Origin of the sequence: Pedobacter sp. AK013 (assembly GCF_014205835.1) — a bacterium.
Lineage (GTDB): Bacteria > Bacteroidota > Bacteroidia > Sphingobacteriales > Sphingobacteriaceae > Pedobacter.
The window spans coordinates 26,361-50,404 of sequence record NZ_JACHCQ010000024.1 but is presented as its reverse complement, the minus strand read 5'-3'; the positions used below and the strand labels follow the sequence as shown (position 1 = coordinate 50,404).

Genomic DNA, 24,044 nt, shown 5'->3' with positions numbered 1-24,044 from the left:
GATTCTAATATAGAGAAATAATTAAAAAATTACAAAAAATGTATTTTTTAATTACCTATATTAATGGATAAAATCTACAAAAGTGAATGAATAGAGCGTTTAAAGTTCTTCTGCCAGGTTTACTAAAAAACCTTTCAGTTTTTCTAACGAATCAATAATCTTTTGATTCTCTCTAACACCTGTTTTATTGTTCTTCAAATAGTCTTTAGCACCTTTTAATGTAAAACCTTTTTCGTCAACCAGATTGAAAATAATTTTTAGGTTTTCAATATCTTCTGGCGTAAAAAGACGATTGCCTTTTTTATTTTTTTTAGGCTGGAGGATATCAAATTCTTTCTCGTAAAAACGGATCTGCGATGCGTTAACATTAAACATTTCAGTCACCTCACCCATGGTATAATACATTTTATTAATGTCTCTTTCTTTATACGGCATATTTTGTGATTGATTATGAGTGTTTTATATCGATTAATTAAAGTATTCAAATGTAGCTCGATTTTTCCTTATTAACGCAATAAAATTTTAATTTTGTTCCCTCCAATAATATTGAAATGACAGCAAAAGAGATTAGACAGGCATTCCTTAGTTTTTTTGAATCAAAACAACATCATGTTGTTCCTTCCGCACCCATTGTGGTTAAAAACGACCCAACTTTAATGTTTACCAATGCGGGCATGAACCAATTTAAAGATCTGTTTTTAGGGGAGGCGGTCATAAAATATTCTCGTGTTGCTGATACCCAACGCTGTTTACGTGTTTCTGGTAAACATAACGACCTGGAAGAAGTGGGTATTGATACTTACCATCACACCATGTTCGAAATGTTGGGCAATTGGAGCTTTGGCGATTATTTCAAAAAGGAAGCTATTGCCTGGAGTTGGGAATTACTGACCGAAGTTTACAAAATCCCGAAAGAAAAATTATATGTTACCTATTTCGAGGGCGACGAAAAAGAAGGTCTGGAGAAAGACCAGGAAGCTTACGATTTATGGAAACAATATGTTGATGAAAGCCATATTTTACCTGGAAATAAAAAAGACAATTTTTGGGAAATGGGCGATACCGGACCATGTGGGCCATGTTCTGAAATCCATGTAGATTGTCGTACCGATGAAGAAAAAGCTTTAGTTGATGGGGCTACCCTGGTAAATGCAGATCATCCCCAGGTAATCGAAATCTGGAATAATGTATTTATGCAGTTTAACCGTTTAAAAAATGGTTCATTGCAAAGCTTACCTGCTAAGCATGTAGATACAGGTATGGGGTTTGAGCGTTTAGTTCGTGTTTTACAGGAAAAATCCTCAAATTATGATACAGATGTTTTTCAACCGCTAATTCAATTTATTGCTGAAAAATCTGGAAATAAATATGGTACAAATGAAGAAACAGATATTGCTATGCGTGTTATGGCTGATCATATCCGTGCAATTTCATTTGTAATAGCAGATGGGCAACTACCATCAAGTAATGGTGCGGGGTATGTTATTAGAAGAATTTTACGCCGAGCCGTACGTTATGCTTACACGTTTTTAAATTTTAAAGAGCCATTTTTAAATCAATTGGTTCCTTTATTGGCTGAACAATTTAAAGGTGTATTTGATGAATTAATTTCGCAACAGGATTTTGTGCAAAAAGTAGTTTTAGAGGAGGAAGTCTCATTCTTAAAAACACTAGGCAATGGCATTACTAGATTTAATGAATATATAAACGCTTCAATTAATCAACGAGATGAAAAACATCCATCCTATAAAATGATAGAAGGAAGATTTGCATTTCAGCTGTATGATACTTTTGGTTTCCCGATAGATTTAACGGAGTTAATGGCAAAAGAAAAGGGCTGGATTGTTGAAATGAACGGTTTTAATAATGCATTAGGCGAACAAAAAAATCGCTCTCGCGCTGCAACAGCCATAGATACAGGTGATTGGATTGTAGTAAATGCAGACGATCAAAGTGAATTTGTAGGTTATGATGACTTAGAAATCGAAACCGAAATTTTAAAATATCGTAAAGTAAAAGCCAAAGGCAAAGAACAATATCAGATTGTTTTGCGCCAAACACCTTTCTATGCAGAAAGTGGTGGTCAGGTAGGAGATACCGGCCGTTTAGAAGACCACAGCCGTCAGTTTTGGGTAGACATTACCGATACTAAAAAAGAGAATGGCTTAACGGTTCATTTTACCGATATTTTACCTGATAATCTGGAAGGTAAGTTCTGGGCCGTTGTAGATGAAGATAAACGCATTTTAACTGAAGATAACCACTCTGCAACACATTTATTGCATGCAGCCCTTAAACAAGTTTTAGGCAAGCATGTTAACCAGAAAGGTTCGTTGGTTAATGCAGATTATCTGCGTTTCGATTTTTCGCATTTTGCCAAAGTAACCGATGAAGAATTAGCACAGATAGAGGTAATCGTGAACCAGAAAATCCGCCAGAACATTAAGTTAAAGGAACAGCGTAATGTTCCTTATCAAGATGCTATTGAAAGCGGTGTAACAGCTCTATTTGGCGAAAAATATGGCGATTTTGTCCGTATGATTACTTTTGACGACCATTTCTCTAAAGAACTTTGCGGTGGTACACATGTAAAAGCTACAGGACAGATTGGTTCATTCAAAATTATTTCTGAGAGTGCTGTTGCAGCTGGTGTTCGCCGCATAGAGGCCATTACTGCTGATAAAGCTGAGCAATATTTCTTAGATCAAAGAAAAGAACTAGGCCATTTAAAAACATTACTAAATGGAAGTAAAGATTTATCGGCATCTGTTCAGGCTTTATTGGATGAAAATGCAAAACTGAAAAAGGAAATTGAGAAGTCTACAATAGAACGTGTAAATACCTTAAAACATGAAATCGTACATCATGTAAGAGGAATTAATGGCATTAACCTGATTGCTAAACACATCGACCTGCAAAGTGCCGAGGCTGTTAAAAATCTGGCTTTCTCTTTGAAAGATATGGTTGATAATTTGTTTCTGGTTTTTACTACAGAAATTGATGGTAAACCAGGAATAACCGTAATGCTTTCCGATCACCTGGTGAAAAAAGGATTAAATGCTTCAAATATTGTGCGCGAATTAGGTAAAGAGATTCAAGGTGGTGGCGGAGGACAACCTTTTTATGCTACTGCAGGAGGTAAAAACCCAGCAGGATTAAAAATTGTGTTGGAAAAAGCAGAGAGTTTTATTCCTTAAAAATATCGCCATTGCGAGGAACGAAGCAATCTTATTGATCGATATTCATAAAAAAAGAGGCCCTAAAGCCTCTTTTTTTTAATGTCTACCATGACCATGTTTTTCCCGGTGCCCTCTGGAGAACAAACTCGCATTCACATTTCTATCGTGGTACCTGTTATCTTCCCTGTGGTTTCTGTAGTTATTTCTTGGAGAATTGTATCTCATTCTGTTCCTACCACCATAAGAGCCACGGTAATAATTTTCACGGCTAACATAGGTTACCCTATGTGTGTTATAATTGCGATAAGGGTTGTTTCCATACATTACAATTTTTCTTCCATGATGCAGGTCGTAACCTCTATATCTTGCTGGTAAATATCTAGATCTTGTCCACCTGTTTCCACTTAAATAAACAAATTGCCTTTGAGGGACACAATAATAAGATTGAACTTCTGGAAGATAGTAATAGTTAACGTTTTCATAACCTGCAGGAACCCAAGCTGGTTGAGCACCAATATTTACACTAATACTTACTTGAGCGTTAGATTGATTAGATGTTAAAGCCACGATACCCAAAATCGCGGAGATGATAAATAACTTTTTCATAATAATCTATTTTATTTGTGTGTACTCTAACAATTCAAACGCTGTGCCAAAATTTCTATTGTAACAGATATATAAAAAAAGGAGCTTTTGAAACTCCTTTTAAATTTATTAATCCTTTTCTTTACCATTTCCATGGCCTTTACCATTTCCGTGGCCTTTACCATTATTCTGTTTTCCGTAAATCTTTTTAGCCTGTCCTGGAGGCATGCCATGAGGATGTCCTTTTACAACATAATATTTACTATCACGGCTATCTCTAATTACAAACTGATCTTTATTGCCCTTATATTTAGCATATTTTATCTTATCGCTTTTAAAATTCAGATAGGGCCTAGGTGAATTAATTACAACTTTGTAGCCATTATATAAATCATAATTGCCATATCTTGGCGGTAAAGAGTTAGAAAAAACCCATTCGTTTCCGTTTAAATAGACAAACTGTTTTCGCGGAACATAATAATAACTCTCTATATCAGGGAGATAATAATAATCAACATGGTCATAACCTGTTGGTCCCCAAAGCGGCTGCGAACCAATGTTAATATTCACGTTTAACTGTGCTTTCGCAGGGATGCTGAATAATGAAACCATCATCAATACAGCCATTAAAAATAATTTTTTCATAATCAAGTCATTTAGTTTTTATAGCCAAACCGCGTGCCAAAAGCAGGTGAACAAAAAAAGGAGCCCCATTTGAGGCTCCTTTTTTTACAATTAAATATTTAATGACGTTCGTTACCGCGGCCTTGATTGTTATTTCTTCCAGGGCGGTTATTACCGTCTCTGTTATCGTTTCTTTGTTCATTGTTTCGGCCAGGTCTTAAATTTTGATTTACCCTTACAACACTTTTCTCTCTACGTAAAGGGCGGTTATTATTAATCACTACAGTTTTATTCTCATTATAGTTTGGATGCCCTTTTACTACATAGTATTTCGTATCACGGCTGTCTCTTATAATGCTTTGGCGACCACCGTAATTTTTATACTTACCGTACCTGGCAGCATAGATATTGTTTCTTAAATACGGTTTCGGCTCATTAATCACCACTTTATAGGTACGATATACATCAAAGTTCCTGTATTGGGCAGGCAAGCTATTTGCCCAAACCCAATGTCTTCCATTAGGATAGATGTATTGTGCAGAAGGCACATAATAATAGGCATTAATGTCTGGGAAATAATAATAATCTACATGGTTGTATCCGGTTGGTCCCCAAACTGGCTGCGAACCAATATTGATATTTAAGCTAACCTGCGCTTTTGCATTATTTATGCTGAATAATGAGACCATCAGAACTGCAGCAAATAAAACTAATTTTTTCATAATGTTTTTTAATTAAAGGTTTCTTATATGTGTTGCTGGGATAGACAGCGCTAATATGATCTGGTTTAATCAGCGTCATTCCATTTAACATTCTTTAACGATTGTAGATGCTAATGAGTAATTTTACTCATTTTACTGAGTAATTTGTAAAAATTGATATAAATGGCTTATTACAGTATTTTAATAAGTATTTTTTAATATAAAAACTAGTAAATGAAGGCTACTTTTATATTATAGAATTAATTGAATTTAGCAGCCATTTTGAATTACTAAATACATTGAGTAATTTTACTCAATATAATGAGTAAATTGTTAAATATGTTTCAAAGATCTTATTTACAGAAGCTTACAAAGGTTATGAATGAGCCAAAAAGGTTTATTCAAGTCCTTGTGGGGCCTAGGCAAATAGGTAAAACAACATTGATCAGCCAATTGGTCAAGGAAATTAATACACCTTATATATTCGAATCTGCAGATGCAGTTGCTGCTTCAGATAGGACCTGGATAGAGCTGATATGGTTTAATACCAGAGAACTGTTAAAGGAACCTGGTGTTGATGAATATCTTCTTGTGATTGATGAAATTCAGAAAATTGATAATTGGAGCGAAATTGTGAAGCGCTTGTGGGATGAAGACATGCGAAATGGGGTAAACTTAAAAGTAATTTTATTGGGGTCTTCTAGATTGCTAATTCAACAAGGATTAACAGAATCATTAGCAGGGAGGTTCGAATTAACCTATTTAGGACATTGGAGCTTTTCTGAAATGGAAAGTGCTTTTGGTTTTACTGCCGAACAATACGTGTGGTTTGGTGGCTATCCAGGCGCCGCAAACCTCATCAACGACGAAGAGCGGTGGAAAAATTATGTCTCAAATGCTTTGATAGAAACCAGTATTTCGAAAGATATTTTAATGCTCACCCGTGTAGATAAACCTGCTTTAATGAAACGCTTGTTTGAATTGGGTTGTCTATATTCCAGTCAGATATTGTCTTTCACTAAAATATTAGGTCAGCTCTCTGATGCAGGTAATACCACAACATTGTCTCATTATTTACAGTTATTAGATACGGCGGGTTTATTGGGTGGGATTGAAAAATTTGCAGCCGATATGATCCGTAAACGTTCATCCAGTCCAAAATTCCAGGTACATAATAATGCTTTGGTAAGTGCCCAAAGAAATGAATTCTTTGAAGAGATAAAAAAACAACCAGCAGAATGGGGGAGAATTGTAGAATCATCAATAGGCGCGCATTTATTAAATTTCTCATTTGTAGAAGGTTATAAGGTGTTTTATTGGAGACACAGAAATGATGAAGTGGATTTTATTTTAGAGAAACGAGGTAAAATAATTGGCATAGAAGTTAAAAGTACAGGCCAGGTGACAGGTACTTCGGGAATGGATGCTTTTAGCAAAATGTATAATCCTGATAAAATACTTTTAGTAGGAGCAGGAGGGCTGCCTTGGCAGGAGTTTCTAAAAATTTCTCCATCGAGCCTTTTTTAAGGAAAGACTAAATAATAACTATATTTGACACATTAATATTAACCATAGATTAAATCTGTATTGAACAGTACAAGCTATGGTTAATAAAACTTATAATAACACGAAGCTTTAAATGCCTTTACAAGAAACAAGCCCCCAAACTGCTTTCGAACTCGTTTCTGGATTAGAAATCCACGTTCAGTTAAATACCCATACTAAAATATTTTCTGCTGATAGTGCATCTTTCGGGGCTTTACCCAATCAAAACATATCTACGGTTTCACTGGCATTGCCTGGAGCTTTACCCAAGTTAAATAAAGAAGTAGTAGCAAAAGCTATCCGTATAGGTTTAGCTTTAAACTGTACCATTAACCAGACCAATCATTTCGACCGGAAAAACTATTTTTACGCTGACCTGCCGAAAGGGTACCAGATTACGCAAGATAACCAACCAATCTGTGTAAATGGTTTTTTGGAACTTCAATTGGCTGATGGTACTACAAAGAAAATCGGAATTAATCGCATTCACCTGGAAGAAGACGCTGGAAAAAGTATTCATGATCAGGACGATAACTATTCGTTGGTTGATTTAAACCGTGCGGGGGTGCCGTTAATTGAGATTGTGACCGAACCGGATATCCGCAGTTCGGAAGAAGCTTCTGTTTTACTAAGCGAAATCAGGAAACTGGTAAGGCATTTGAATGTAAGCGACGGAAACATGGAAGAAGGCAGTTTGCGATGTGATGCTAATATTTCTATACGGCCACAGGGTACTACCGAATTTGGAACACGCTGCGAAGTAAAAAACCTAAACTCTATGCGTAACGTACGTAGAGCAATGGATTTCGAATTTGGCCGCCAGGTAGAAGTGATTAGCAACGGAGGAAGAATTATCCAGAGCACCTTAAACTTTGATTCTGAGAAAGGTACTACTTCCCCAATGCGTACTAAAGAAGAAGCGAATGATTACCGTTATTTTTCAGATCCGGACCTTCAACCCATTTATATTTCTGATGATTGGTTAGCAGAGATTAAGTCTTTAATGCCGGCTTTACCAAATGAAATTTCTCAGCAAATGATTGCTGACTATGGGATCAGTAAAGCTGATGCAGCACTTTTTGCTGAAGATTTAGACCTGTTAAATTACTTTAACCAGGCTCAATTAGCTGTTCACAACAAAAAAAGCTTAATAAATTGGTTAATTGGTCCGATTAGAGCTGTTTTAAATGAAAAAGGGATTACGATCTCCGATTTCAAAGTAAATCCAACACAACTGGCAGAGGCTATTAATCTGGTTGATGATAAAAAAATTACACAGCAAATTGCGATTCAACAACTATTACCAGCGATTGAGTTGGAAGAAAATGCAAAAGTTGCCGATTTGGCACTATCATTAAACTTACTAATCTCTGAAAACGGAGATGAATTAAGTAGTTTTATTGATGAAGTGTTAAATAAATACCCACAACAGGTAGAAGCGTACAAGAAAGGCAAAAAGGGCGTTTTAGGTTTGTTTGTTGGCGATGTAATGAAACTAGCCAAAGGAAAAGCTGATGCTAAAAAATTAAACGAATTAATACTTGAAAAACTAAAATAATGAGACTAAAACAATTGAGCCTGATCATGCTGATCGCGATTGCTTTCACTGCATGTAAACCCAAAGATAGCTTTACGATTGATGGAACATTCCAAAACCCGGGTACGGAGAAGAAAGTATTTTTATATGGGATGCAAAATAGCAATATGGTTGCAATCGATTCAACTAATTTATCAGAAAAAGGTGAATTTAAATTTATCCGTAAAACCCCATCAGTTGATTTCTTTAGGGTATCGGTAGGTAACCATGAGTTTATGTTAATTGCAAAAAATGGCGACGATATTAAATTGGAAGCTGATTTGGCCGACAAAACAATGGCTTATAAGATTTCAGGGGCAAATGAAGTAGAAAAATTATCAGAACTAAATGCGATTAGAAATAATTTTGCCAAACAGGTAGAGAAGCTACAGGCCGATTTCGAAGCAAAAGTAGCAACACAACCTCAAAACAGGGCGGCTGTACTAGAATCAATGAAACCCCAATACGAATCGTACATCAATCAATTGAATATGCAGATTATAAAATTTGCTAAAGACAACAAAGGTACGCTTGCCAGTTTCTATGCTATGAATACTTTAAGTCCACAGGAATTTGAAGCAGAACTGGTACAATTTGCAGATGAAGTTAAAGAAGAAATTAAAGGCAATGCCACTGTTGATGCTTTTGTAAAACAGATGGCACTTTTAAAAGCGGTTCAGGTAGGACAGGTTGCTCCAGCATTTACCATTAATACAGCGGATGACAAACCAGTGAGCTTATCAGACTATAAGGGAAAATACGTACTAATCGATTTTTGGGCATCATGGTGCCAGCCTTGCCGCCAGGAGAATCCGAACGTAGTTAAGGTGTATAATAAATATAAAAATAAGAACTTTGATATTATTGGTATATCGCTGGATACCGATAAGGCCGCATGGTTAGGTGCAGTAAAAGCTGACGGATTAACCTGGACACACGTTTCGGAATTGAAAGATTTTAACGGTGTAACAGTAAAAAATTACCAGGTGCAAGCTATTCCAACTTCCTACCTGGTTGATCCTTCTGGAAAAATTGTGGCTAAAAACTTGCGTGGCGACCAACTGGAGGCATTTTTAGCCAAAACGTTACGTTAAAAGAAATTCCATGTTAAACTAATTTAAGTAATTAACAATTTCTTAACTTAGGCTTAACTAAATATTGCATCATAGGCACTACTTTCGTAACAAATATTTAACTATGAACAACGCAGGTCAGAAAATATTAATTGTTGATGATGAACCAGATATTCTGGAACTTATTGAATATAACCTTAAAAAAGAGGGTTATCAGGTTTTCACAGCTACCAATGGCCAAGAAGGAATTACTGTTGCGAAAAAGGTACATCCAGATCTGATTATTCTGGATATTATGATGCCTAAAATGGATGGAATTGAGGCTTGCCGTTTAATGCGGGCAATACCCGAATTTAAGAATACATTTATGGTTTTCTTAACTGCCAGAAGTGAAGAGTATTCAGAAATAGCAGGTTTTAATGTGGGTGCTGATGATTATATCGCAAAACCAATTAAACCACGTGCTTTAGTTAGCCGCATTAATGCAATTTTAAGGCGGAATACAGGAACAGAAGAAGTATCTGAAAACAAATTGGAAATCGGCGATTTAGTAATTGACCGAGAAGCTTATTTAGTTTTTCAAGGCGGTAGCAAGGTAGTATTGGCCAAAAAAGAATTTGAGCTTTTATATTTATTGGCATCAAAACCGGGAAAAGTTTATACCCGCGAATCGATCCTTAAAAACATCTGGGAAGATTCGGTAGTGGTAACAAACAGAACTATTGATGTTCACATTCGTAAACTAAGAGAAAAATTAGGCGAAACTTATGTATCAACCGTAAAAGGGGTAGGTTATAAGTTTGAGCTTTCTTAAGTAATAATTATAAAAGCTAAAGTTATTAAGCCGCTCTGATCAACATCGGAGCGGCTTTTTTGGACTTAAAATCTTCAATTAGATCCTGAAACAAGTTCAGGAGGACGATACGCGTAAAGAATTCGTCATGCTGAATTCATTTCAGCATCTTTCCAGAATGTGGTCCTGAAATAAATTCAGGGTGACGCCTGCCTTAAAAAAATAAAATCGTATTTTTGTGCCTCATTAATATAGCACAGTTTGAAGTTTCCAAATTTTAAAGACCTTATTCTTTTCGAAGACAACGATTTTATTGTAATCAATAAACCTCCATTTTTAGCCTCGCTTGATGAACGTGGTGGATCTGGAGAAACCAATGTGTTACGCTTGGCCAAACAGTATAGCGATGATGCACAGGTTTGTCACCGTTTGGATAAAGAAACTTCTGGTGCTTTAATTATTGCCAAAAACCCTGAAGGTTATCGCCATGCCTCCATGCAGTTTGAAAGAAGAAAGGTGAATAAAACCTATCATGCGGTAGTAGATGGGCACGTCATTTTCGACCAGTTAACGGTTGACCTTCCGATCTTGAACGATGGCAATAAAAATGTAACCATTGATAGGGCAGAAGGTAAAAGAGCAGAAACCATTTTCGATTCGTTAAAATACTACAAACATTATACACTGGTTGAGTGCAAGCCAATAACTGGCCGCATGCACCAGATCCGCATTCACCTGGCTACACAAAGAGCGGCCATTGTTGGTGATGATATGTACAAAGGGAAACCTGTTTTTCTTTCGTCAATTAAGAGAGGTTATAAATTAGCCAAGGGTGAGGAGGAGCAACCTATTATGAAACGTTTCGCATTACATGCCAGACATTTGGTTTTTAAAGGATTAGATGATAAGGATATTGTGATCGATGCACCTTATCCAAAAGATTTTGCAACCTTAATTAAGTTATTAGATAAATTTGATGCATAAAACGACTCTTTAATTGGCTCGTTTCGTTGTTTTTGTTACTTTTGGGCTATTCGCCCTCTATTAAAAAGCAATAGAATGTACATCAGATTTGTAAATTACCTTGATAAGATTAACCAGTACCGAAAATCTAAAATATCAAATCGTAATTTCTTAATTATCCTTGCCGTAATTGTTGGGATTTTAGCAGGACTCGCTGCAGCTGTTTTAAAAAGTTTAACTCACCATATCGAAGAATTTCTTCAATCAGACTGGCACTGGAAATATAAATATTACCTGTACTTTATATTTCCGATGATCGGTATTTTCTTAACGGTTTTGTACATTAAATACTTTATTCGCAAAACAAAATTCGAAACGGGTTTAACCCCTTTACTTTATGCTATTTCAAAAAAATCGAGCAAAGTAGAAGCACACAATATTTATTCGCAGATTATTACGGCAGCCGTTACAGTAGGTTTCGGTGGATCAACAGGTTTGGAAGCTCCAATTGTTACCAGTGGATCGGCAATAGGCTCAAATCTAGGCCGTTTACTGGGCTTATCTTACCGCGAAATTACCATGTTAGTGGCCTGTGGTGCAGCAGCTGGCATTGCAGGAGCATTTAATAGTCCTGTGGCGGGTATTGTTTTCGCTATCGAAATTTTATTACCAGAGTTTACCATTCCCGCATTTATTCCGTTGCTATTATCGGCAGCAACGGCGGCAGTAGTGGCGAGGTTATTTTATACGCAGCAGCTTTTCTTTTTGGTTACAGAGGGCTGGAAAGTTAATGCTTTGTTTTACTATGTAATACTGGCTTGTTTTATTGGCTTATTCTCAATTTATTTTACAAAAGCCAATTATGCAGTAAAAGGATTGTTCTATAAAATAAAACATCCTTATACCAAAGTGATTGTAGGCGGGTTGATGTTGGGAGCCCTGGTGTTTCTATTTCCAACTTTATATGGTGAAGGATACATCACAATAAAAGGATTATTAAAAGGTGATTATAATACCGTAATCAACAATAGTATTTTTGCCGATTATAGCTCTATTTCGGCGGTGGTTGTACTGTTTACTGTTATCACCATTTTTATGAAATCGATCGCCACCTTGGTTACCTTAGGTGCAGGAGGTAATGGTGGAACATTTGCGCCAAGTTTAATTATGGGCGGTTTAATTGGGTTTATCTTTGCCTATGTGGTAAATCTATCTGGTTTGGCGCAATTAAACATATCTAACTTTATTGTTGCAGGTATGGCAGCTGCTTTAGGTTCGATTATGCACGCTCCTTTAACGGGTATTTTTTTGATTGCCGAAATTACGGGGGGATATATTTTAATGGTGCCGTTAATGATTACCACTGCCATTTCTTATGCCATTAATCGCAGTGCCCAAAAACACTCTATTTATACCAAGGCGCTGGCTGATAGAGGCGAACTCTTATCGCATGATGATAAAGATACTACCGTTCTGAACCAGATGAAGCTGAAGTATTTGATCGAGAAAACTTACCCTCAATTAAATATGAACGATCTGATTTCGGTTAAGATGAATGAGATTATGCAATCGCATAAAAATATCTGTGCGGTTACGGACGAATTAGGCGATTTTAAGGGGATCATTTACATAGAAGAACTATTTAATGAGATGCTAAATCACCCTGATAAGGAAAATTTACAAGCTTCTTATTTGGTACAACCTGTACCAAATACCATTACTGAAAATGATGACCTGAAAACGGTTTTAGAAAAAATGGAGCAGGATAATGTATGGATTTTACCAGTGTTAACCATGCAAAACCAGTATTTAGGTTTTGTTTCTAAAACGGCTATTTTTAATAAATATAGGGCATTACTGATGAGGCAGAATGATTATATGGGTTGATTCTAATTTCTGAGGATCGTCATTTCAACCGTAGTATTCTCAAGGAGCTCCTTTAGAATAGATTTTTTTAATTTCATTTGTCAGTCTGAGCTTGTCGAAGACTTTTTATAGGAGAAAACAAAAATATTTTTCCCTCGACAGGCTCAGGATGACAATATTTTTGTTTTCTCCTTAAACTTAGTTGTACTTACAACTACATCTTATTCCGCTCTTTTTAGACCAAATTTCTCAATTTTACTATATAAGTGACTTCTTTGGATATCAATTTCGTCAGCCGTTTTTGATACATTCCAGTTATTTTTTTCCAGCTTGAACTTGATGAATTCACGTTCCGCGTGATCTTTATAGTCCTGAAAATTATTGAACGAATCAAAAGAAGAGGCCAGGCTCAATCCACCAGCACCCGCAATCTGCGCACTGCTTGCGGCACCAATGTTTGTACCACCACCTGGATTAGCAAAAGCACGCACATCATTTTCGGTAATAACCTTATCGCTTAAAATAATCAAACGCTCAATCATATTGTGTAACTCGCGTACATTACCCGTCCAAGGCAAAGCTTTTAGGGCAGCCATTCCGCCATCGTTTATTTTCTTAACCGGCATTCCATAATCGCTGCAGATACTTTCTAAAAAGTTCTGGGCTATAACAGGAATATCATCAGTTCGCTCTGTTAAATGTGGAACATGGATATTGATTACATTTAATCGATGGTACAAATCCATCCGGAAGTTACCATCTTCAATTTCTTTCAATAAATCTTTATTGGTTGCCGCTAAAACGCGAACATTTACTTCGATTTCCTTTTCGCCACCCACACGAGAAATTTTATGCTCTTGCAAAGCACGTAAAACTTTTGCCTGGGCAGACAGGCTCATATCGCCAATCTCGTCCAAAAATAAGGTTCCGCCGTTAGCCAGTTCAAATTTACCAATACGTTGTTTTACAGCAGAGGTGAAAGAGCCTTTCTCGTGACCAAACAGTTCACTTTCAATTAGCTCTGATGGAATAGCAGCGCAGTTAACCTCAATTAAAGGGCTGTCTGCTCGGTTAGATTTTTCGTGTAACCAACGGGCTACCAATTCTTTACCACTACCATTTGCGCCGGTTATTAATACACGGGCCTCGGTAGGCGCAACACGCTCAATGGTTTCCTTAATTTTAGAAATGCTTTCCGATTCTCCTAAAATCTCACGGGTTTTACTTGCTTTACGTTTTAAAACCTTCGTTTCGGTAACTAAATTTCCCCTGTCTAAACCATTACGTACAGTAATCAGTAAACGGTTTAAATCAGGTGGTTTTGAAATAAAATCAAAAGCTCCTTTTTTACTGGCTTCAATGGCAGTTTCAACTGTTCCATGACCAGATATCATAATAAATGGTAAATCAGGTTTAATGATCTGTGCCTGTTCGAGCACTTCCATACCATCCATCTTATTCATCTTGATATCGCAAAGAACCAGATCGAAATTTCCTTTTTTGATCATTTCGAGACCGTCAATACCGTTATCGATATCTTCAACATCGTAATTTTCGTACTCTAGAATTTCGCGTAAGGTACTCCTTATCGCACGCTCATCGTCAATTATTAATAATTTAGCCATTAGAGATGTATTCTTTAATTTTGAAATGCGAATATATTGTTTTTTAATTAATGTATAGTTTTTTATACAATTTCTACGCTATAAACCTGAAAAGGACTTAAAGGTTTTAATCTCAGTAGGAATAATCGAGTTTAAATCTGCTCAGATCTGTTTGGCGCATTTTCTTGCGGTTTAATTCCACTTCATAAATGCTTTTGCCCAAATTTTTCATAAAGGGGAAACAAACGGTATCGTATTCGTATTTATTATCGTTAAATATGCCATCTTCATTGCTCTGTACCACCGCCGTTAAGAAATACTCAATCCCATTTTTAAAATCAACGAAATAAGAATTATCAATGATGTAGCCATAGCTATCGCCATATTTGTTGAAAATTCTAATGTTTGGATCTGGTGTTATCTTTTCTCTTCCATAATACAGCATCTTCGCGTAGGTTGTCCAAAACTCTTTAGGATCGTATTTAGGATAATCGCTTTCTGTTGGATATTTACTCATATAGGTATAAATCAGCTTATAATCTTCTACAGTCAGGTTAAACCTTTCATTAGTTGGAAAAGCCTCAGGGAAAATTAATTTCTGCATCAGTTTTTGCTGATCATTGATGGCGAAAGCATTTTTTCCTGCTAGACTAAATGGTTTATTCACCAATTTATCGGCACTGTCCAAATAGCCTTTGCCCATTACCAGGTTGGTTAACTGCAATTCGTAATCTTTTGGATCGTATTATGCCGGTTGATCATAAATCAACCGACTGTCATTATAAAATTTAATAGGATTGGTATGTTTGGCAGATTCTCCAGCATCACCAATGGCCAAGCGGTTTAAAATGCGACTATCGTTTAATCCATTTGCTTTTAATTTTTCGTTAATTTCTGCCCGGCCGATAAATTCGAATAAACGGTTAAAGGCATCGTTATCACTGGTAAGCAAAATCTTTTTAACGTAATGTTCTATCGATGGAAGCCCATTTTTAGCACTTGTGTCTGTTAAAACTTTCGTTTGCCCTTTATAAGCACTATCGGTAATCATAGTGCATTTAGCGGTTAAACCGGTATTTTTTAATCGGTTTATTTTTTCCAGGGCAAAAATTACTGCAGCAAGTTTAACAGTACTTGCAGGATAAAAATAATGGTGCGGATCTAAATTATAGCTAAGCGTTTTAAAAGTAGGTCTGTTTTTTACATCACGGTTAACTTGGGTATAAAGGATTTGAATCTGGTTTTTATCAGGATGGTTAAGTACTGAAGAAAAAAGTTCTGGTTTGGTTTCCATCAGTTTCTTGAGAAAAACAGTATCTGTTTTTTGTGCCATAGCAAATATACTGATTGACGAATATGCTATAATTAAAATCCTTTTCATGAGTAGAAATTTGATTTCTAATTTAGCTTTTTCTATTAAAACCACCATTTTCCATCATCCATTTTACATGTTGTTTAAATTTGTTACTTTTGCAGCGCTTTTGGTTTCCGGCTTTACACCCGGGATTAAAAGGGAATACAGTGTAAATCTGTAACTGTCCCGCAGCTGTAAGCTCTATAACGTTTTTCAATTCTTAAGTCACTGCCCAATTAACTACTGCGCGGGAAGACAGAAAAAACGGGAGTAAGTCAGAAGACCTGCCTTTAGCGTTTAATTTCATAGCTTTCGGGGATTGAAGCTTGGATTGAGATATTAACGTTGTTCGTATTTTCATTTCCTTTTCTAATCTGTTGGCTGTGAGCAAAACTCACAATCAAATGAACAAAAAAAGTATGCTAACTGTAGCAGGGCTGGGGCTCGCACAGTTAATGATTGGCCAGGTGGCTAATGCTCAAACTCAAGATAGTTTGCAGCTCAAAGATGTTGTAATTTCTGCAACCAAAAATGACCAGAAACAATCCCAGACCGGAAAAGTGGTCACTATCATCAGTCGCGAAGTATTGGAGCGCAGTAACGGGAAATCATTGCCAGAACTTATTAGCGAGCAGGCAGGGATTATTGTAGCGGGTGCTAGCAGCAACCCTGGATTAAACAAGTCGGTATTTTTTAGAGGTGCAGGAAGTGCTTATGCAGTGGTTTTAATTGATGGTATTGTACAGAACGATCCATCAGGAAACGGAGGCGCATTCGATTTAAGATTGATCTCTATCGATCAGATCGATCACATTGAAATTTTAAGAGGAGGCCAGTCTACCATTTATGGTTCTGATGCCGTTGCAGGGGTAATCAATATTATCACCAAAAAGGGTGGCCCGAAAGGAAATACCGTTTATGGTGTGGCCAGTGCGGGTAGTTACGAAACTTATAAAGGAACCATTGGTTTAAACGGTGGAGTTGAAGGTTTTTCTTATAACATTAACTATACCCATGCTAAAACCGATGGGATTTCAGAAGGAGCAACACCAGTGGGAAGCGCAGCGATATTTGATAAAGACGGTTTTAAAACCGATGCCCTAAATGCAAACTTTGGAATCAAATTGGATAATCATTTCTCGGTAAATCCATTTGTACGTTATTATTATGGTAATTATAAATTTGATGGTGGTGCTTTCACCGACGCCAACAATTATTCGATTTTGAAAAACTTTGCTGCAGGTACCAATGCCAAATATGAATTTGCTACCGGTAAAGTAACTTTAAACTATAGCTTCGAAAGTACCAGAAACGATGCACACAGCCAATATCCTAGTGTTAATGAAGGTCGTGTATCATTATTGGATTTATTCTACAACCAAAAGTTAGGAAACAAACTCGATTTATTGGTGGGTATCGATAACCGTGTGATGAAATTATCATCAGCAACGAATAAGCCCGAAACTAATATTTTTGCTGCTTATGGATCATTATTCTTACACGATTTAAGTGTATTTAACCTTGAAGTTGGCGGACGCTACAATAAACACGAACAATATGGCGAAAACTATACTTACTCCATCACCCCAAGTATTAACATCATTAAGGAAATAAAGTTATTTGGAACAGTTTCAACAGCATTTAAAGTGCCTACCTTGAACATGCTTTTTGGTCAGTTTGGGGCTAATTTGGACTTAAAGCCTGAGAAATCTAAGAATTACGAGGCTGGTGTTAATTTTAGCTTTGCTGACGACAAATTTAGCTTACGTTTAGCAGGTTACAAGCGAGATTTAACTGATGCAATCATTTATGCTTATCCTAATGGATATATTAACCAGGTAAGTCAGAAAGCTAAAGGTTTCGAAGTTGAACCAGGGGCTAAATTCAGTGTGTTTAACATCAATGGTTATTATGCTTACGTAGAAGGGAATGAGTTTAACTTTGTTGATAATGCCGTTGCTAACTATCTTTTCCGCAGACCAAAACATACATTTGGGATCACTGCTGGCGCACAGGCTACAAGTAATTTATATTTAAGTGCCAATTTCCGTTACTTTGGTAAGCGTAAAGATGGTAATTTTGCCACTTACACGGTAGATAATTTGCCTGCTTACAAGTTGTTAAATGCTTGTGCAGAATACGCTTTGGCTAAAAAACGTGTAAAACTGTTTTTCGATGCTAAAAATATCCTGAACGAAAAATACAACGAGATTATTGGTTATAATAGCTTAGGTTTCAACTTTAATACCGGAGTAATTTTTAATATACACTAATAAAATTTAACTTTGCAGCATACATATTAACCAAAAATAGGATGTCTCATTTAAAATTTAATCCACGTACTTTAATTTTGTTGTTAATGATATTGGCAATAACGGCTTTCCGTTTGCTGGTAACATTTAACTCAGATGAATTAAAGTTTGCTAATTTTTCATCAATAGGAGCGGTAGCTTTATTTGGCGGAGCATATTTTAAAGATCATCTTAAAGCATTTGCTTTTCCGCTATTGAGTTTATTTTTAAGCGATTTAGTGCTTTATACAACCATCTATAAAAAGTATGTAGATATATTCTTAATTCAGGAACTTTGGACCTACCTTGCAATTGCATTAATGGTTTTGGCGAGTCGTTTCTTATTAAAAAAGGTAAATATTGCCAGCTTATTACTTTCTACAATTGTAATCGTATTTATCCATTGGATTGTAAGTGATATTGGCTCATGGTATAAGAACCCGCTATATACACAAAACTTCAATGGGTTTATAGATTGTTTAATTAAAGCCATTCCATTCGAGATCAGATTCTTAGAGGGAACAGTGATTTATGGTGCATTACTTTTTGGAGCTTTTGAAATTTTAAAAGCAAGATACCCAGTATTGAAACTGCAAAGACAAAAGTTGTAGATATCCATTGTTTGGTATAATACCAATCAAGCGAAAACAACATAGAAATCCTCTTTTGATTCGATTCAAAAGAGGATTTTTTTTAACTTAGACTCTTCATTATGCTGAGTTATTTCAGCATCTAACAAAGACTGTCAGCCCCTGAAACAAGTTCAGGATAACACATAAAATATTGATATGAAAGTTGTTTCCTTTTTACCTGCTGCTACAAAAATGATTTACGATATGGGCCTGCAAGAATATCTCCATGGGGTAACATTCGAGTGTCCTAAAGAGGCAGCAGTTCAGCCTAAAGTTGTACGCTGCATATTAGAAGGCAAAAACTATTCAAGCGTCGAAATAGACCGTATATTTTCAGCATCAAAAGCACAAGGCAAAAGTTTGTATTGGGTAGACGATGCACTATTGGAAAGCATCGCCCCTGATGTGGTTTTTACACAGGATATATGCGAAGTGTGCAACATCGATACGGTTTGTACCGAAACAGCCGTAATGAAGCTTAGTAAACAACCTATACTCGTTCCTTTATCGCCAAATAACTTACAGGATGTTTTTGAATGTGCCATTATCATTGCCAGGGCTTTAGGAAAGGAAGAGGTAGCGTTAAACTATCTGGCAGGGCTGCAAAAGAAAACAGATCATATTTTAGATCAGCTTAGGGCAAACCGTGCGCCTTTAAAAAGGATGATGTTAATGGAGTGGATCGAACCGATCTACAACTGCGGACATTGGATTCCATTTCAGATTGCTGCCGCTGGTGGTGTTGATATGCTGTCTAATCCCGGTGGAGACTCTATCGTAACGCAATGGGATAAAATTCTGAAATATAATCCAGAGGTTTTAGTTATTGCCCCATGTGGTTTTGATATGGAAAGAAGCATGGAAGAAATGGAGCTGCTAACCTCAAAAACAGGTTGGAAAGAGTTAGAGGCCGTAAAAAGCAACCAGGTTTATATTGCTGATTTTGATATGTTTACCCAGCCCAGTATAGGTACGCTAGTTGAGGGTATCGAAGCTTTAGCTTGTATGTTTCACCCAGAGATTTTTATAGCTGACAAAAACTTAGCTAAGAAGTTTATTAACTTTTCGCAATCCATAAAATCACCAATATCGATGCAATCATTTAAGTCTGTGTAATCAATCATATTTATGAAATTAGTTGTTTTAACAGGAGCAGGAATCAGTGCCGAAAGTGGGTTAAAAACATTTAGGGATTCTGATGGTTTATGGGAGGGTTATAATGTTTATGATGTTGCTACCCCCGAAGCCTGGGAAAGAAATCCGGAATTGGTACAAGCGTTTTATAATGAAAGAAGACGTCAGGTTTTAGCTGCAAAACCCAATCTTGCTCACCAGATACTGGCTGAATTAGAAAAAGATTTTGATGTTGAGATTATTACCCAAAACATTGATGATTTGCACGAGAGGGCAGGTTCTACTAAAGTTACGCATCTTCATGGTGTAATTACCAGGTCTCAATCTGATAAAAAAACAGATTTAACCTATCCCATTGTAGGTTCAGAAATTAAAATGGGCGAGCTTTGTGAGCTAGGTTCTCAACTTCGTCCACATGTAGTTTGGTTTGGCGAAGCCGTACCCATGATTGAGGTAGCCGCTAAACGCTGCAAACAGGCCGATCTGTTTGTGCTTATCGGAACTTCGTTAGCTGTTTATCCCGCAGCAGGTTTAATCGATTTTGTGCCTTCCTTTGTTAATAAATACATTATTGATCCAAAAACACCCGATGTAAAACGTTATAAGAACGTAATCAACATTGAAAAAAATGCAGTAGAAGGCGTTGCGGCGTTAAAAGAAATCCTAATCAATGCCAGATAAAAAGATTTGTATTTTTAATTGGAGTGGCGGTAAAGACAGCACATTGGCTTTGCATTATGCTTTGCAAGATCCCACTATCGAAATCCGATACCTGATTACTACAGTTACTGAAAAATATAATCGTGTTTCCATGCATGGTGTTAGAGAAGCTTTACTAATCAAACAGGCTGAAAGTATTGGCATTCCACTGTATCAGATCCGTTTGAGCGAAATGCCCGATATGGCAAGCTATGACAGTACCATGAAGCATCATCTTTCTAAATTTAAAGAGGAGGGGATTACCCATTCTATTTTTGGTGATATCTTTTTAGCCGACTTACGTACTTATCGCGAAAACAAATTGGCAGAAATTGGGCTTAAGGCTATTTTCCCGCTTTGGAAAAAAGAAACACAACATTTAATTGAAGAATTTCTAAACCTGAACTATAAAACCATCATTGTCTGCACGCAGCAAAATCTCGAAAATTTCTGTGGAAAAGTAATCAGCCTTGATTTAATCAAGCAGCTTCCCACAGATATTGATCCCTGTGGCGAAAATGGAGAGTTTCATACCTTTGCATTTGAAGGACCAATTTTCAAAAATAAAATTGCCTTTACGACGGGAGAGAAGGTATTCAGAACCTATAATGCCCCAAGCAAAACCGCAATTGATGATGATTCACCCTGCTCAACCACTGCACTTTCTGGCTTCTGGTATATAGATTTATTGGAATAATTTTTCTTTTAAAAACATTTTGGCATCATTTTTTCTTTAACAATAATAATTAACTAAATCACACATCGTTTGAAACCTGTTTAGCAAGGTTAGGTAGCTAAACAAGTATCATTAAAAATTAGGTTTATGAAAAAGATATTGGTAGTAATCGCATTAAGTTCTTCAGTGTTATTTGCTTGTAACAATAAGGCAAAAGAAGAAGCAGCATTAAAACAGCAACAGGCCGAAAAACAGTTGGCTATTAAGGCCATTAAGGATAGTTTAAGATTAGATAGCTTTAAAAAAGCTGAAGTTGCGAAAGTAGAGCAAGAAAAAGAAGCTAAACATCAGGCAGAACTAGCTGCTGCAAGAAGGGCAAGCTCATCTAGATCTTATGCAAGTTCTGGTGGTGGTTCTACTGGCGCTTATGGTGGTGCACAACCAACAGCTAAGAAAAAAGGTTGGAGTGATGCAGCTAAAGGTGCAGTTATCGGGGGTGCAGCAGGAGCAGTTGGTGGTGCTTTAATCGATAAGAAAAAAGGTAGAGGTGCTATAATCGGTGGATTAGTTGGAGCAGGTGGCGGATATTTAATCGGCAGAGGTGAAGATAGAAAATCTGGTCGTGTGCAGCCTAAAAACTAAAAAAGGTTTTTAAAATATATGGAGTCGCGATGTAAATCGGGACTTTTTTTGTGCCCAAAAAAATGATTTATATATTTAACGAAAAAAGAACCATGATAGAAACTCAAACCGCAGATAAAGGACAGATCCAACACTTCGTAATGTTCTGGTTAAAACCTCAACTAACCAAAACCGAAATTGCAGATTTCGCTAATTTCTTCGAAAGCTTAAAGCCAATCAAATATATCAAAACATTAAGCTACGGTCTAGCCGCTAACACACCTGTACGTCCAGTAACCGATAACTCTTTTACTTATTCGCTAACCATTACGTTCGCCAACATCGCAGACCATAATGCTTATCAGGAAGATAAAGCGCATCTGGACGCTGTAGAGAAATTTTCGAAAAACTGGTATAGGGTAGTGGTACACGATACGGTCATTTCTTAATCGTATTAGCCAAGGAAACATGGGGTAAATGGAATTCCATCGTTTCATCATCTTGAGGGATAATTTATTGGTATAAAAATCAATATTAATCGCAATGAGATTTTAAGCCGTGATAATCCTCAAGAAATCGTCATTCCCAACGTGATTGGGAATCTTAATGCCATACGAGAATGACAGCCGTTATTGGAATCTGCTAGTAGTAGAGGTAGTGAAAAATCTTTATTGTTAGTTTTCTCAATGACAGAGATTGTATTAAGATTTACCACTTGAATGGGAATGACGACTTTTCTTAAAAAACTGTGAATGATAACGGAGTTAAGAAATCTTTGAACTATGGATAAGTCATCGTTGATAAAATAACAATTTATCGCCTAAAGTACCAAACCTCCCATTTATTTGGTTAAATAAGCATTAAGAATTATATTTTGTTAATATATTTAAAATAAAGTATATCAATAAGTTACCGTAAATCATTTAAATGAAAACTGGCATTGAGCATGATGCCAGCAGCGAAAAATAGCGATAAAATCAAAATATAATTTCGAATAACTAGTTAATTGATTAATAATCAATTATTTACATTGTTTAATTATTAATATTGATGTCTGTTATATGCAGATGTAAAATCAGAACGCATTATTTTAAAACGTGCTATTACTGTTTGAATAAACACTTCATCTATAATTTCAAACACATCATTAACTCCACCTCCACTTAGATCAAGTTCTGCAAGTTTATAACTTTGCTCAAAAGTACCTTGTTCAAACTTTACGATGTATTTTTGATTCATCGAAAAAATGGTAATCTTACATTCCGGATGTGGAAGTTCTGCTACTACTCTCATTTATTTATATTTTTATTTACAATTCAACAGATATACCATTTAGCGTGCCCCAACTATCTACAATCGAGAAACGGGCAAATAACTCCTCTTTATACCATTCGCGTTCCCTGGTAAGTTTAATCACATCAGCATGATCAATAGATTTGTAAGCATAGTTCTTCATGCTATCCGAATCAGTCCAGACTGAGAACGTGGCTTGATCGAAAAATGGATTTTCTCCAATACCTGCTGATAAAATAAAACCTGGGGCAATGCGCATGGCATCGGCTGCCCTTTTAATATTCTGCCTAAACTCTTTTAACCTGTTATATTTAATTGCAGCTCTGGTAATTACAGCAATTTTTCCTGAGTGACTTCTGTTTGTTTCTTCAGTTTTAAATGGCTGTACTGCTGACCATAAACCATGACTAGATAAAGGATTTAATAAGATGGAAAAGTTTTCAATTCCAAAGAAACTAAACCATTTCAGTACAAAAGAATCACGATAAAAAGCATCACAATCATTCTGGTCATCCCAGGTTGTAAGTACTGCCCAATGCTTATAATTGGGGGCTAGGTCTACCTGAGCATCTTTCCCGCTTCCCATTAATTTCCAGAACCTACATCTTTTATTTAACCATAATGGTAGCCTTAAAACTGCCATTCCTATAAAGGCAAAAGGCACGGCGAGGCCGCGGAATTTGGTAATGGTTAAGGCTACGATCATAAACTCATGATTAATTAGGCCAAAACTAAGAATTTTAAGGATAGGTTATCATTCAAATTTTCGTCATTAAAAACCTTGGTTAGCCTGTATTTCATAAATCATAATTAACTTTGATTATAGAAATTAAAA

Annotated in this window: 23 protein-coding genes and 1 riboswitch; of the genes, 14 read left to right on the top strand and 9 right to left on the bottom strand. The window is 36.3% G+C overall.

Annotated elements, in window-relative coordinates:
* Positions 1–99: 99 nt before the first annotated feature.
* Positions 100–435, bottom strand: coding sequence for a MerR family transcriptional regulator (locus HDC90_RS16190; protein ID WP_029274329.1), 336 nt, complete (start codon positions 433–435; stop codon positions 100–102).
* A 116-nt stretch (positions 436–551) separates the two neighbouring features.
* On the opposite strand from HDC90_RS16190, the gene alaS reads away from it, so the two are divergent.
* The gene (gene alaS / locus HDC90_RS16185) at positions 552–3,197 is read left to right on the top strand and encodes an alanine--tRNA ligase (RefSeq protein WP_184468178.1); all 2,646 of its coding nucleotides are present in this window, start codon (positions 552–554) and stop codon (positions 3,195–3,197) included.
* Between the two features lie 78 nt (positions 3,198–3,275).
* On the opposite strand, the gene HDC90_RS16180 is transcribed toward alaS, so the two are convergent.
* The 3 genes from HDC90_RS16180 to HDC90_RS16170 all read right to left on the bottom strand — a co-directional run bounded on the left by HDC90_RS16180 (position 3,276) and on the right by HDC90_RS16170 (position 5,110).
* Complete coding sequence (locus HDC90_RS16180; RefSeq protein ID WP_184468176.1) at positions 3,276–3,785, bottom strand: hypothetical protein; 510 nt, start codon at positions 3,783–3,785, stop codon at positions 3,276–3,278.
* Between the two features lie 108 nt (positions 3,786–3,893).
* Positions 3,894–4,409, bottom strand: coding sequence for a hypothetical protein (locus tag HDC90_RS16175; RefSeq protein WP_184468173.1), 516 nt, complete (start codon positions 4,407–4,409; stop codon positions 3,894–3,896).
* A 98-nt stretch (positions 4,410–4,507) separates the two neighbouring features.
* Positions 4,508–5,110: a hypothetical protein gene (locus tag HDC90_RS16170; RefSeq protein ID WP_184468171.1), complete on the bottom strand. Its 603-nt coding sequence runs from the start codon at positions 5,108–5,110 to the stop codon at positions 4,508–4,510.
* 357 nt (positions 5,111–5,467) lie between these two features.
* On the opposite strand from HDC90_RS16170, the gene HDC90_RS16165 reads away from it, so the two are divergent.
* From HDC90_RS16165 to HDC90_RS16140, 6 genes are all read left to right on the top strand, one after another.
* Positions 5,468–6,616: an ATP-binding protein gene (locus HDC90_RS16165; protein ID WP_255497716.1), complete on the top strand. Its 1,149-nt coding sequence runs from the start codon at positions 5,468–5,470 to the stop codon at positions 6,614–6,616.
* A gap of 112 nt (positions 6,617–6,728) precedes the next feature.
* Positions 6,729–8,192 carry an Asp-tRNA(Asn)/Glu-tRNA(Gln) amidotransferase subunit GatB gene (gene gatB / locus HDC90_RS16160; RefSeq protein ID WP_184468167.1) on the top strand — a complete coding sequence of 488 codons (1,464 nt, stop codon included), beginning with the start codon at positions 6,729–6,731 and terminating at the stop codon, positions 8,190–8,192.
* On the top strand, positions 8,192–9,304 hold the full coding sequence (locus HDC90_RS16155; RefSeq protein WP_184468165.1) for a TlpA disulfide reductase family protein: 1,113 nt from the start codon (positions 8,192–8,194) through the stop codon (positions 9,302–9,304). The genes gatB and HDC90_RS16155 overlap by 1 nt, the downstream gene beginning before the upstream one ends.
* A 103-nt stretch (positions 9,305–9,407) precedes the next feature.
* Positions 9,408–10,097 (top strand): response regulator transcription factor, encoded by a 690-nt coding sequence (locus HDC90_RS16150; RefSeq protein ID WP_184468163.1) that lies wholly within the window; start codon positions 9,408–9,410, stop codon positions 10,095–10,097.
* A gap of 240 nt (positions 10,098–10,337) precedes the next feature.
* Positions 10,338–11,060, top strand: a complete 723-nt coding sequence (locus HDC90_RS16145; protein ID WP_184468161.1) for an RluA family pseudouridine synthase — start codon at positions 10,338–10,340, stop codon at positions 11,058–11,060.
* 75 nt (positions 11,061–11,135) lie between these two features.
* Positions 11,136–12,926, top strand: coding sequence for a chloride channel protein (locus HDC90_RS16140; protein ID WP_184468159.1), 1,791 nt, complete (start codon positions 11,136–11,138; stop codon positions 12,924–12,926).
* A gap of 200 nt (positions 12,927–13,126) precedes the next feature.
* Here the strand turns inward: HDC90_RS16140 and HDC90_RS16135 are convergent, their stop codons facing one another.
* The 3 genes from HDC90_RS16135 to HDC90_RS25555 form a co-directional block, all read right to left on the bottom strand.
* Complete coding sequence (locus HDC90_RS16135; protein ID WP_184468157.1) at positions 13,127–14,530, bottom strand: sigma-54 dependent transcriptional regulator; 1,404 nt, start codon at positions 14,528–14,530, stop codon at positions 13,127–13,129.
* Between the two features lie 112 nt (positions 14,531–14,642).
* The gene (locus tag HDC90_RS25560; protein WP_255497713.1) at positions 14,643–15,212 is read right to left on the bottom strand and encodes a hypothetical protein; all 570 of its coding nucleotides are present in this window, start codon (positions 15,210–15,212) and stop codon (positions 14,643–14,645) included.
* Positions 15,213–15,254: 42 nt separating this feature from the next.
* Positions 15,255–15,890: a class A beta-lactamase-related serine hydrolase gene (locus tag HDC90_RS25555; RefSeq protein ID WP_255497712.1), complete on the bottom strand. Its 636-nt coding sequence runs from the start codon at positions 15,888–15,890 to the stop codon at positions 15,255–15,257.
* Positions 15,891–15,974: 84 nt separating this feature from the next.
* A riboswitch (cobalamin riboswitch) is annotated at positions 15,975–16,170 on the top strand.
* A gap of 97 nt (positions 16,171–16,267) precedes the next feature.
* Here HDC90_RS25555 and HDC90_RS16125 point away from each other — a divergent pair.
* The 7 genes from HDC90_RS16125 to HDC90_RS16095 all read left to right on the top strand — a co-directional run bounded on the left by HDC90_RS16125 (position 16,268) and on the right by HDC90_RS16095 (position 22,365).
* A complete protein-coding gene (locus tag HDC90_RS16125; RefSeq protein WP_184468155.1) occupies positions 16,268–18,136 on the top strand; it encodes a TonB-dependent siderophore receptor in 1,869 nt (622 codons plus the stop codon).
* Between the two features lie 41 nt (positions 18,137–18,177).
* A complete protein-coding gene (locus tag HDC90_RS16120) occupies positions 18,178–18,765 on the top strand; it encodes a DUF6580 family putative transport protein (protein WP_184468153.1) in 588 nt (195 codons plus the stop codon).
* 177 nt (positions 18,766–18,942) lie between these two features.
* A complete protein-coding gene (locus HDC90_RS16115) occupies positions 18,943–19,902 on the top strand; it encodes an ABC transporter substrate-binding protein (protein ID WP_184468151.1) in 960 nt (319 codons plus the stop codon).
* Positions 19,903–19,914: 12 nt separating this feature from the next.
* A complete protein-coding gene (locus tag HDC90_RS16110; RefSeq protein WP_184468149.1) occupies positions 19,915–20,601 on the top strand; it encodes a Sir2 family NAD-dependent protein deacetylase in 687 nt (228 codons plus the stop codon).
* Positions 20,591–21,316 (top strand): diphthine--ammonia ligase, encoded by a 726-nt coding sequence (locus tag HDC90_RS16105; RefSeq protein WP_184468147.1) that lies wholly within the window; start codon positions 20,591–20,593, stop codon positions 21,314–21,316. Before HDC90_RS16110 ends, HDC90_RS16105 begins: the two co-directional genes overlap by 11 nt.
* 126 nt (positions 21,317–21,442) lie before the next feature.
* A complete protein-coding gene (locus HDC90_RS16100; RefSeq protein ID WP_184468145.1) occupies positions 21,443–21,937 on the top strand; it encodes a YMGG-like glycine zipper-containing protein in 495 nt (164 codons plus the stop codon).
* A 62-nt stretch (positions 21,938–21,999) separates the two neighbouring features.
* A complete protein-coding gene (locus HDC90_RS16095; protein WP_255497711.1) occupies positions 22,000–22,365 on the top strand; it encodes a Dabb family protein in 366 nt (121 codons plus the stop codon).
* Between the two features lie 592 nt (positions 22,366–22,957).
* Here HDC90_RS16095 and HDC90_RS16090 read toward each other — a convergent pair.
* Positions 22,958–23,209, bottom strand: a complete 252-nt coding sequence (locus HDC90_RS16090) for a hypothetical protein (RefSeq protein ID WP_184468143.1) — start codon at positions 23,207–23,209, stop codon at positions 22,958–22,960.
* A gap of 16 nt (positions 23,210–23,225) precedes the next feature.
* Positions 23,226–23,915 carry a DUF3291 domain-containing protein gene (locus tag HDC90_RS16085; RefSeq protein WP_184468140.1) on the bottom strand — a complete coding sequence of 230 codons (690 nt, stop codon included), beginning with the start codon at positions 23,913–23,915 and terminating at the stop codon, positions 23,226–23,228.
* Between the last annotated feature and the right edge of the window lie 129 nt (positions 23,916–24,044).